Genomic DNA, 11644 nt, shown 5'->3' on the forward strand with positions numbered 1-11644 from the left:
CACGGAACACCTCCGTGGCCGGGCGGCGGTCGCTGGTCTTCGCGGGCGGGACGGGGGCGGCAGGCCCCCCAGGACGCCGAGGGCACCCCAGGACACGACGGTGCCGAGCGCAGCGTCACATCCCGTGGGTACGCCGATCATGGCCGAATACCCCCCGCTCTTCACACCTCGCGGCATAGCGTCTGAACGGACCGGACATCCCGGGCCGTGGCGTCATTCCGGAGGGGAAGAGACCGTACTTCCTTCTACGTCACGCAACGGCGCGCGACAGGAGTCAGAGGACAATGCAGACCAAGCTGGACGAAGCCAAGGCCGAGCTGCTCGATCGGGCCGCCCGGGTAGCTGAGAACAGCCCGGTCGGGGGGCACCTACCGACTGGGACGACGAGCGAGGGCACCCCGGACATTCCGGACGGCGAATCCGTGCTCGCGTTCCTCCAGCGCTACTACCTGCACACCGCACCCGAGGACCTCGCCGACCGCGACCCGGTCGACGTCTTCGGCGCTGCGGTCTCGCACTACCGGCTCGCCGAGAACCGCCCCCAGGGCACGGCCAACGTCCGGGTCCACACCCCGACGGTCGAGGAGAACGGCTGGACCTGCAGCCACACCGTCGTCGAGGTCGTCACCGACGACATGCCCTTCCTCGTCGACTCGGTCACCAACGAGCTGACCCGGCAGGGACGCGGCATCCATGTCGTCATCCACCCCCAGTTCGTGGTGCGGCGCGACGTCACCGGCAAGCTGATCGAGGTCCTGCCCCACCGGCCCAGCGGTGACCTTCCGCACGACGCGCACTTCGAGTCCTGGATCCACGTCGAGATCGACCGGGAGACCGACCGCTCCGACCTCAAGCAGATCACCGCCGACCTGCTGCGCGTCCTCTCCGACGTCCGCGAGGCCGTCGAGGACTGGGAGAAGATGCGGGACACGGCGGTCCGCACGGCCGAGGGCCTCAGCAACGAGCCCGTGCCCGGCGACCTGACCGAGCCGGAGGTCGAGGAGGCCTGCGAGCTGCTGCGCTGGCTGTCGTCCGACCACTTCACCTTCCTCGGCTACCGCGAGTACCAGCTGCGCGAGGACGACACCCTCGCCGCCGTGCCCGGCACCGGCCTCGGCGTCCTGCGCTCCGACCCGCACCACTCCGAGGACGACCAGCACCCGGTCAGCCCCTCCTTCGAGCGGCTCCCGGCCGACGCCCGCGCCAAGGCCCGCGAACACAAGCTGCTCGTGCTGACCAAGGCCAACAGCAGGGCCACCGTGCACCGGCCGTCCTACCTGGACTACATCGGCGTCAAGAAGTTCGACGCCGAGGGCAACGTGGTCGGCGAGCGCCGCTTCCTCGGCCTGTTCTCCTCCGCCGCCTACACCGAATCCGTCCGCCGCGTGCCGGTCATCCGCCGCAAGGTCGACGAGGTCCTGGACCGCGCCGGCTTCTCGCCCAACAGCCACGACGGCCGCGACCTGCTCCAGATCCTGGAGACCTACCCGCGCGACGAGCTGTTCCAGACCCCGCCCGCCGAACTGCAGTCGATCGCCACCAGCGTCCTCTACCTGCAGGAACGCCGCCGGCTGCGGCTCTACCTGCGCCAGGACGAGTACGGCCGCTACTACTCCGCGCTGGTCTACCTCCCGCGCGACCGCTACACCACCGGCGTCCGGCTGCGGATCATCGACATCCTCAAGGAGGAGCTCGGCGGCACCAGCGTCGACTTCACCGCGTGGAACACCGAGTCGATCCTGTCCCGGCTGCACTTCGTCATCCGCGTCCCGCAGGGCACCGAGCTGCCCGAGCTGTCCGACGCCGACCGGGAGCGCATCGAGGCCCGCCTGGTCGAGGCGGCCCGCTCCTGGGCCGACGGGTTCGCCGAGGCGCTCAACGCCGAGCTGGGCGAGGAGCGCGCCGCCGAACTGCTGCGCCGCTACCACAACGCCTTCACCGAGGGCTACAAGGCGGACCACAGCCCGCGCGCGGCGGTCGCCGACCTGATCCACCTGGAGCGGCTCAGCCGGGAGGCGGGCAACGACTTCGCGCTCAGCCTGTACGAGCCGGTGGGCGCCGCCCCCGACGAGCGCCGCTTCAAGATCTACCGCAAGGGCGAGGCCGTCTCGCTGACCGCCGTGCTCCCGGTGCTCCAGCGCCTCGGCGTCGAGGTGGTCGACGAACGGCCGTACGAGCTGCGCTGCACGGACCGCACCACCGCCTGGATCTACGACTTCGGCCTGCGTATGCCCAAGGCGCAGGGCAGCACCAACGGCGACTACCTCGGCGACGACGGCCGTGAGCGGTTCCAGGAGGCCTTCGCCGCGAGCTGGACCGGGCACGCGGAGAACGACGGCTTCAACGCCCTCGTGCTGGGCGCCGGGCTGACCTGGCGGCAGGCCATGGTGCTGCGCGCCTACGCGAAGTACCTGCGGCAGGCCGGCTCCACCTTCAGCCAGGACTACATGGAGGACACCCTCCGCAACAACGTCCACACCACCCGGCTCCTCGTCTCCCTGTTCGAGGCGCGGATGTCCCCGGACCGGCAGAACGCCGGCCTGGAGCTGATCGACGCCCTCCTGGAGGAGCTGGACGCCGCCCTGGACCAGGTCGCGAGCCTGGACGAGGACCGCATCCTGCGCTCCTTCCTGACCGTCATCAAGGCCACCCTGCGCACGAACTTCTTCCAGGAGGCGCTGGGCGGCAAGCCGCACGACTACGTGTCGATGAAGTTCGACCCGCAGGCCATCCCGGACCTGCCGGCGCCCCGCCCGGCGTACGAGATCTGGGTGTACTCGCCGCGCGTCGAGGGCGTGCACCTGCGCTTCGGCAAGGTCGCGCGCGGTGGCCTGCGCTGGTCCGACCGCCGTGAGGACTTCCGTACGGAGATCCTCGGCCTGGTCAAGGCGCAGATGGTGAAGAACACCGTCATCGTGCCGGTCGGAGCCAAGGGCGGTTTCGTCGCCAAGCAGCTCCCCGACCCGAGCGTGGACCGGGACGCCTGGCTCGCCGAGGGCATCGCCAGCTACAAGACCTTCATCTCGGCGCTGCTCGACATCACCGACAACATGGTCGCGGGCGAGGTCGTCCCGCCCCAGGACGTGGTGCGGCACGACGGGGACGACACCTACCTGGTGGTCGCGGCCGACAAGGGCACGGCGACGTTCTCCGACATCGCCAACGAGGTTGCCCAGTCGTACAACTTCTGGCTCGGCGACGCCTTCGCCTCCGGCGGCAGCGCCGGCTACGACCACAAGGGCATGGGCATCACCGCGCGAGGCGCCTGGGAGTCCGTCAAGCGGCACTTCCGCGAGCTGGGCGTGGACACGCAGACCGAGGACTTCACGGTTGTCGGCATCGGCGACATGTCCGGTGACGTGTTCGGCAACGGCATGCTGCTTTCCGAGCACATCCGCCTGGTCGCCGCCTTCGACCACCGGCACATCGTCATCGACCCGGTCCCGGACGCGGCCACCTCCTACGCCGAGCGCCGCCGCCTGTTCGAACTGCCCCGCTCCAGCTGGGCCGACTACAACACCGAGCTGCTGTCGGCGGGCGGCGGGATCTTCCCGCGCAGCGCCAAGTCGATCCCGCTCAACAGCCACATCCGCGAGGCCCTCGGCATCGAGGACAAGGTCGCCAAGATGACCCCGGCCGACCTGATGAAGGCGATCCTCCAGGCGCCGGTCGACCTGCTGTGGAACGGCGGCATCGGCACGTACGTGAAGGCGTCCACCGAGTCGCACGCGGACGTCGGCGACAAGGCCAACGACGCCATCCGCGTCGACGGCGACAACCTGCGGGTCAAGGTCGTCGGCGAGGGCGGCAACCTGGGCCTGACCCAGCTCGGCCGGATCGAGTTCGCCCTGCACGGCGGCCGGCTCAACACCGACGCCATCGACAACAGCGCCGGCGTGGACACCTCCGACCACGAGGTGAACATCAAGATCCTGCTGAACGGCCTGGTCACCGACGGCGACATGACGGTCAAGCAGCGCAACAAGCTGCTCGCCGAGATGACCGACGAGGTCGGCGCCCTGGTCCTGCGCAACAACTACGCGCAGAACACCGCGATCGCCAACGCGCTCGCCCAGTCCAACGACATGATGCACGCGCAGCAGCGCTTCATCCGTCATCTGGTCCGCGAGGGCCACCTGGACCGGGCGCTGGAGTTCCTGCCGACCGACCGCCAGATCCGCGAACGCCTGAACCAGGGCCAGGGACTGACCGGCCCGGAGACGGCCGTCCTGCTGGCGTACACGAAGATCACGGTCGCCGAGGAGCTGCTGCACACCACGCTGCCCGACGACCCGTACCTGCGCGGCCTGCTGCACACGTACTTCCCGACCGCCCTGCGCGAGAAGTTCACCGACCGCATCCACAGCCACCCGCTGCACCGCGAGATCACCACGACCGTGCTGGTCAACGACACGGTCAACACGGGCGGTACGACGTATCTGCACCGCCTGCGCGAGGAGACCGGTGCATCGCTGGAGGAGATCGTCCGCGCGCAGACCGCGGCCCGCGCGATCTTCTGTTCGGCACCCGTGTGGGACGCGGTCGAGGCGCTCGACAACCAGGTCGAGGCCGCCGTCCAGACCCGCATCCGGCTGCACTCCCGCCGCCTGGTCGAGCGTGGCACCCGCTGGCTGCTCAACAACCGGCCGCAGCCGGTACAGCTCGCCGAGACGGTCGAGTTCTTCGCCGAGCGGGTCGAGCACGTCTGGCAGCAGCTGCCGAAGCTGCTGCGCGGCGCGGACCTGGAGTGGTACCAGCACGTGTACGACGAGCTGTCCGCCGCCGGTGTCCCGGAGGAACTCGCCACCCGCGTGGCCGGCTTCTCCTCCGCCTTCCCGGCGCTCGACATCGTCTCGGTGGCCGACCGCATGGGCAAGGAGCCGCTGGACGTGGCCGAGGTGTACTACGACCTCGCCGACCGGCTCAGCATCAGCCAGCTGATGGACCGCATCATCGAGCTGCCCCGTAACGACCGCTGGCAGTCGATGGCCCGCGCCTCCATCCGCGAGGACCTGTACGCGGCCCACGCGGCGCTCACCGCGGACGTCCTCGCCGTCGGCAACGGCACGTCGACGCCCCATGAGCGGTTCGAGGACTGGGAGCGGAAGAACGCGCCCATCCTGGCCCGCGCGCGCACCACCCTGGAGGAGATCCGCGGCTCGGACTCCTTCGACCTCGCCAACCTGTCGGTGGCGATGCGCACGATGCGGACGCTGCTGCGCACGCATTCGTGAGGCTGAAGCGACGACGGCACTGAAGGCGCCCCGGGTCGGACGGCCCGGGGCGCCTTCTTGCCGCCGTCTAGAGAAAAGCGATCTTTGAATTTACCGTTTCCTGCTAATCGGTACGTTTCGGCTAGGGTCGGCGATGTGACTGCGACCTCATCGAGAGCCGGCCGGCCGTCGTCCCGGGACCGCGGGACGCGTGCCACGCCGCCGGGGGTGGCCACCGCCGGCCGGGTGCTGGCGCAGATCGCCGCCGGTGCCGTCCTCGTCCTGATGCTGCTGGTGATCGTCCGGCTGCCCTGGGCGGGCGACCTCGGTATGCATGCGGCCACCGTGCAACGCCTGCGGCACAGCCTGCTGCACCCCGGCAATCCGCTGGTCGACGCGGACACGCCGAGCCCGTACTACTCGCCGTGGATGCTGCTGCTGGGCTGTGTCGCCAAGCTGAGCGGGCTGTCGGTGTTCGTCGTGCTGCGGATCGCCGCGGTCGTCGGGCTCGGGCTGTTCGCCACGGGCGTCTGGCGGTACGTCCGTACGCTCAGCGCCCATCGGGCCGCGCCCGCCGTGGCCCTGCTCAGCCTGCTCTTCCTGTGGGGCACCACGCTCTTCAATTGGAGCGGCTTCGTCGGCCTCAACTCCCTGGCGCTGACGGTGGCGTACCCGAGCGTGTTCGCGCTCGGGCTCTCCTTCCACTTCTGGGCATGGCTGACCCGCGCGGTGCGGGACGGTGCCGGCTGGGGCGTCTGGCTCGGCCTGGGGGTCCTCTGGTCGCTGATCCTGCTGAGCCACCAGTTCACCGGGGTGGTGGCCTCGCTCGGTGCGCTGGCGACAGTGGTCGCCGCCCGTCCCGGGCGGGCGGTGCTGCTGCGACTCGGTGCCGCGCTCGTGCTCGGGCTGGCGGTGCTGTGGCTGTGGCCGTACTACGACTTCTTCTCGCTGTTCTCGGCGGGCGCGGACCTGGAGGCGATCCACCGGCCGCTGTACGACAACCTCGCCGGACGGTTCGGCCTGGTCCTGCTGGGAGTCGCGGCGCTGGCGCTCCGCTGGCGCAGGGACCGCTGGGACCCACTTGCCCTCTTCTTCGTCCTCGGGGCGCTGATGTTCGCGGCGGGCGGGCTGTCGGGGCACTACTCGTGGGGCCGCGCCCTGCCGGCCGCGCTGATCCCGGCGCAGCTCGCGGCGGCGCTGGAGGTGGCGGCGGCGGGGGCGCGGTCCGTGCGGGTGGCGTGGGCGTGCGTGCTGGGCGCTGCGCTGGCTGTGGGGGCGTGGACGCAGGTGGGGACGGTGGGGTACGTGGTGCACCGGGGTGCGCTGCCGTCCGTGGTCGCGTCGAAGTACCACACGCCGTGGGTGGGCTACCACTGGATCACCCCGTGGGTGAAGTACGGGGACGTCGTCATGGCGACGACCTACCCGTCCCGGCAGATCCCGGCGTACGGCCCGTACACGGTCGCCCCCGGCTACCCCGACATCTTCCTCCCGGACGAGCCCGCGCGGGACACAGCGGTACGCAGCTACTTCGACGCGAAGACCCCGGCCGCCGCGCGCCGCGACATCCTCCGGCGGTACGACGTCCACTGGGTGGTTGCCGGACGGTCCGCAGCCCAGCCCTGGCTGAAGAAGGTAACGTCCGGCCCGGCCAACCAGGTCCTCTACAGGGTGCTTCCCTAACCCGGCACCGCGAGGTCACCCCGCGCCCACCCGTGCCGCCCTGCGGCCCGCCTGCCCGCGGCTGAGGCGGGGGAGGGCCTGCCGCGGGCGGGGAGTGCCCCGAAGGGGCGCGGGGAACTGCGCGATCAGCCACAGGCGGCCTGAACGTAGCGGAAGGCCTCGGGCGGGCGGCCCCGATGCAGCCCACGGCAGGACAGCCAACCCAGGGGCGCGGGGAACTGCGCGAGGAACCACGGGTGGCCCGTACGCAGAGAGCGGCCTCAGCCGGCCGGCGCCGATGCAGGCCGGTGCAGGGCAGCTCGCCCCAGGGGCGCGGGGAACTGCGCGATCAGCCGAGGGCGGCCCGCAGGCGGGCGCACCCGGTCTGGAGCCGCCCCGGCTGAAGCCCAGCGCTAGCGCATCGCGCTGGAGATGAGTTGCGCGGCCCTCCGGACGCGCGGTACGGCCAGTTTTCGTACCGTCGGCCGGATCACGCGCGCCGTCATGCCGACCGGGCGCCAGCGGAGCTGGAGGCGGCCGGGGTTGCGGGACTCGGGTTCGACCGTGACGGCGTGGTTGTCGACGCGGGCGGTGGTGCGCGGGAAGTCCAGGGGGGCCAGCAGGAGACCGGAGTGGGACAGGCCCTGCTGCTGGAGACGGAGCAGCGGGTGCCGGATGCCCTCGAAGCCCTGCAACGGCAGCGACGCCGCCGCGAGGTCCACCACGACCCGCCCCTCGAACACCCCGGGCCGCACCGGGTCCAGCCGGAATGGCACGGTCATCCGGCGCCGGGCCGGTGTCAGCAGCAGTGCGGCCCGCTGCGGCCCGACCGGCAGCCGCAGGCCGGGGTCGTAGGTGCGGACCGCGAGCGTGAGGCGGGGCCCGGGACCCGGCGTCAGCTCGGTGATCTCGTGCCGGAACTGCGCGCTCGGGAACGGCCGGGTGTCCAGCTCCAGGTCGGTCAGGTCGAGTTCGCGGCGGGCCGGCTCGGAGTCGGGTACCCGGTCGCCCCAGTACGGCGTGCCGTCCGTGTCGGTGGTGACCTGCCTCGGCGCGACCCCGTGCCCGAGCCCCCGCGCCGCCTGCCGGACCTCGTCCAGCCGGCCGTCGCGGAGGAGCCGGAGCACGACCCGCTCGGGACGCGGCAGCCGCTCGTACGCGCCCGGCGACAGCGTCTCCAGGTACGGGTTCATGATCTCGGCGAACGACTCCAGCCACTCCGCGTCCCGGAACGGCAGGTCACCGGCGTACATCCGGAAGTCGTGCTTGAGGAACTTGAAGTCCTTGTCCTCCCGGAGCGCGCCGTGCCCGCTCCCCACCAGGAAGTCGTCGATCAGCCGCTGCACGTGCACCCGGTCGCGCACGTTGGAGATCTTGTGCCGCTGGTTGGAGATGGACGCCGAGGCGGCCGCGGCGAACGGCTCGATGTACCAGACGTACACCGGGTCCGGGATGACCGTGAACGCCCTGGCCAGGCAGTACGCCTGCGCCGAGAACAGCTGGTCCTCGTAGTGGATGCCCTCGGGGAACCGCAGCTGGTGGCGGTCCAGGAACGCGCGCGCGTACATCTTGCTGGTGGACAGGTGCTCGAACAGCAGCCGGGGGTCGGCCTCGATGCCGTCCAGCGTGCGGCGCTCGGACACCAGGTGCGGCATCCACGTCGAGCGGCGCCCGCTGTCCACCCGTACCCGCCGCACCGCGCCCATCGCGAAGTCCACTTCGCGCTCGCGGTGCGCGGCGAGCAGCAACTCAACCGCGTTCGGCGGCAGTTCGTCGTCGCTGTCGAGGAACATCAGGTACGGCGCGCGTGCGATCTCGATGGCCCGGTTGCGCGGGGCGCTGCAGCCGCCGCTGTTCTCCGGCAGCCGCAGGTAGTGGATGCGGTGATCCTGGGCGGCCAGCGCCCGTGCCACCGACGGCGTGTCGTCGGTGGAGTGGTCGTCACTGATGACGATCTCGATGTTGGAGTGCGTCTGCGCGCGCAGCGAGGCCACCGCCCGGGGCAGCCGCGCCGCGTCGTTGTAGACGATGACGGTGACGGTCACGTCGGGGGTGGTCATGCCGTGGCCTCCTCGGGCGTCGGGGCGGGGGTGCGGTCCTCGATCGGGAGCACCGGGGGCAGCGCGTCCTCCGGCTCGCCCAGGAACACCCGCCGTACGACCCGTTCGGCCGCGCGTCCGTCGTCGTACTCGCAGAACCGGCGCCGGAACGCGGCCCGTGCCTTGGCGGCGCTCTCGTTGCGCCAGGCGCCGGAGGTGAGGATCTCCGTCAGCTCCTCCTGGGTGCGGGCGACCTGGCCGGGGTGTTCGGTCATCAGGTCGAAGTAGACGCCGCGGGTGGTGCGGTACGTCTCCCAGTCGTCGGCGTAGACGATGATCGGGCGGTCGAGGTTGGCGTAGTCGAACATGATCGACGAGTAGTCCGTGACCAGTGCGTCGGCGGCCAGGCACAGCTCCTCGACGGGGTCGTAGGAGGAGACGTCGATGATCCGGCCGGTGCGGCGCAGGCCGGTCAGCGGGGAGGCGGCGCCGCCGTAGAAGTAGTGGGCGCGGACCAGCAGGACGGTGTCCTCGCCGAGCCGGTCGGCGAGGGCGGCGAGGTCGAGGCGGGGGGTGAACCCGGCCTCGTAGTCGCGGTGCGTGGGGGCGTACAGCACGGCCCGTCGGCCGGGGGCGATGCCGAGGCGCTCGCGGGCGGCCCGGACCTCGGCGGCGCCGGCCGTGTAGAAGACGTCGTTGCGCGGGTAGCCGTGGTCCAGGGAGGTGTAGCGGGCCGGGTAGGCGCGTTCCCACATGCGGGTGGAGTGGCTGTTGGCGCTGACGCTGTAGTCCCACTTGTCGATACGGGCCAGCAGCGCGGCGAAGTCCAGGCCCTTGGCGGCGGCCGGGTGGTCCATCTGGTCCAGGCCCATCCGCTTGAGCGGGGTGCCGTGGTGGGTCTGCAGATGGATCGCGTCGGGGCGTTTGACCACCGCGTTGGGGAAGTTGACGTTGTTGACGAGGTACTTGGCGGTGGCCAGCGTCTCCCAGTAGCGGCGGGTGCCGGGGACCACGTGGTCCGTGCCGGGCGGCAGCAGGGCGGCGTTGTCCTTGGCGACCACCCACACGGGATGGATGTGCGGGGCGAGTTCGGCGAGCTTCGCGGCGATCGCGGCCGGGTTGCAGGCCACCCCGCGCTCCCAGTAGGCCGCGAACACCGCGAGGTCGGGGTCGACGGGCCGGCTGAGCGCCTTGCGGTACTGCCGGTCGCGCAGCATCGTGCCGGCCTGGCGCTTACGGGTGCGTACGGCCTTCCGGGCGGCACGGCGGGTGCGGTTGGCGGCCTGGAACGCGCGGTACTTGGTGTAGGCGCCCTCTTCGAGCAGGGCGTGCCGGACGCCCTCGACTCCGGCCGGACGCTGATGGCCCTCGGGCCGCCAGCGGACCGCCGCCAGGGAGGCGCGCCGGAAGAACTCCCGGGCCACCGGCTCGGGCAGGTCCTCGCGGGCGAAGGTGCGGACCAGGTCGCGGACCATCAGGTCGTACAGCACGCCGCGGGCGGCGCGGCGGTCCTTGGCGAGGGGAAGCAGGGACTCGTAGCGCTCGATGAGCGCGAACCGGTCGTGGTGGGTGAGCGGCGGCAGGCTCTCCGGGCGCAGCCTGCGGTCGTCGTAGGCCACCTGGTTCAGGCAGGCGACGCGGCCGGCGCGCAGCAGGGCCGCCTGGGCGGCGTACGGCTCGTCGTCCGAGGCCAGTTGTTCCTGGTGGGCCTGCCAGAAGCCGGCGCGCAGGACGCGGGTGCCGAGCAGCGGGGTGAGGCGCAGCAGGTCGGGGGCCTCGTCGAGGGCGAGGGTGGCGCGGCCCGCCGCGGCGAGGAGGCGGCCGTCGCGGGCGGGGACGGCGGCGCTCTGCCAGGTGGTGGTGACGCGGTCGAGGAGGAGGACGTCCACCGTGTCGTCGAGTTCCGCGAGGCGCTCGGCGATCAGGCGGGGCGCACCGGCCGGCAGGCCGTCCTTGGCGTGCACGAAGTGCAGCCACTGGCCGGTGGCGCGGGCGGCGCCGGCGGCCCGGGCGGCCGCGTCACCGGTGCCGTCCGGCAGGGGCACGACGACCGTCTGCGGATCGTGGCCCTCGGCCGTCTCCCGCGCCCAGTCGCCGACCGCGGCGACCACCACCTCGGCGTCGGGGAGGGGGCGGGCCTCCAGGCCGTCGAGGAGTTCGGTCAGATGCCCCTGGGTGTTCTGTCCGTAGACGATGACGCTGAGACGGGGCATCGCGGCATGACTCCTTGGGGTCGGCGGCTCGGGCGGCACCTTTCATAACATACTGTCACTAGAGGGATGAAAGGGATAACCACGCCTTAGGTAAGAACACGCACTGGGGAAGATGGACGTTCGGCTTCTATGGTTGCGTAACGACGGTCTTCTTGGCCGGTTTCCGCTGTGTCTTGCCTACGTTGTCACTCTTGTCCCCGGTGAAGGCCTCGTACTCCTTCAGTACGTCCTCCGTCGGACCGTCCATGCGCAACTCGCCGCGCTCCAGCCACAGGACCCGCTCGCAGGTGTCGCGGATCGACTTGTTGTTGTGGCTGACCAGGAAGACCGTACCGGCGTGCTTGCGCAGCTCGCGGATCCGCTCCTCGGAACGCGTCTGGAAGGCGCGGTCGCCGGTGGCCAGGGCCTCGTCGATGAGCAGCACGTCGTGGTCCTTGGCCGCGGCGATGGAGAACCGCAGCCGGGCCGCCATGCCGGAGGAGTACGTCCGCATCGGAAGGGTGATGAAGTCGCCCTT

At 71.3% G+C, this 11644-nt stretch carries 4 protein-coding genes and 1 pseudogene; 2 read left to right on the forward strand and 3 right to left on the reverse strand.

All coding sequences use genetic code 11. The features are described 5' to 3' along the window. Window positions 1-284 precede the first annotated feature (284 nt). Together ABZ854_RS33495 and ABZ854_RS33500 are read left to right on the forward strand one after the other, a co-directional pair. Complete coding sequence (locus ABZ854_RS33495) at window positions 285-5234, forward strand: NAD-glutamate dehydrogenase (protein ID WP_361218717.1); 4950 nt, start codon at window positions 285-287, stop codon at window positions 5232-5234. A gap of 264 nt (window positions 5235-5498) precedes the next feature. Next, the gene (locus ABZ854_RS33500) at window positions 5499-6896 is read left to right on the forward strand and encodes a hypothetical protein (protein ID WP_361218724.1); all 1398 of its coding nucleotides are present in this window, start codon (window positions 5499-5501) and stop codon (window positions 6894-6896) included. Between the two features lie 392 nt (window positions 6897-7288). Here ABZ854_RS33500 and ABZ854_RS33505 read toward each other — a convergent pair whose 3' ends face one another. From ABZ854_RS33505 to ABZ854_RS33515, 3 genes and pseudogenes are all read right to left on the reverse strand, one after another. Next, complete coding sequence (locus tag ABZ854_RS33505; protein WP_361218720.1) at window positions 7289-8935, reverse strand: glycosyltransferase family 2 protein; 1647 nt, start codon at window positions 8933-8935, stop codon at window positions 7289-7291. Then, the gene (locus ABZ854_RS33510) at window positions 8932-11127 is read right to left on the reverse strand and encodes a CDP-glycerol glycerophosphotransferase family protein (protein WP_361218722.1); all 2196 of its coding nucleotides are present in this window, start codon (window positions 11125-11127) and stop codon (window positions 8932-8934) included. The genes ABZ854_RS33505 and ABZ854_RS33510 overlap by 4 nt, the downstream gene beginning before the upstream one ends. A gap of 127 nt (window positions 11128-11254) precedes the next feature. Continuing rightward, window positions 11255-11644 (reverse strand): annotated as a pseudogene (locus ABZ854_RS33515) (ABC transporter ATP-binding protein); the annotation flags it as partial.

The organism is Streptomyces sp. NPDC047028 (genome assembly GCF_040644095.1).
Taxonomy (GTDB): Bacteria; Actinomycetota; Actinomycetes; order Streptomycetales; family Streptomycetaceae; genus Streptomyces.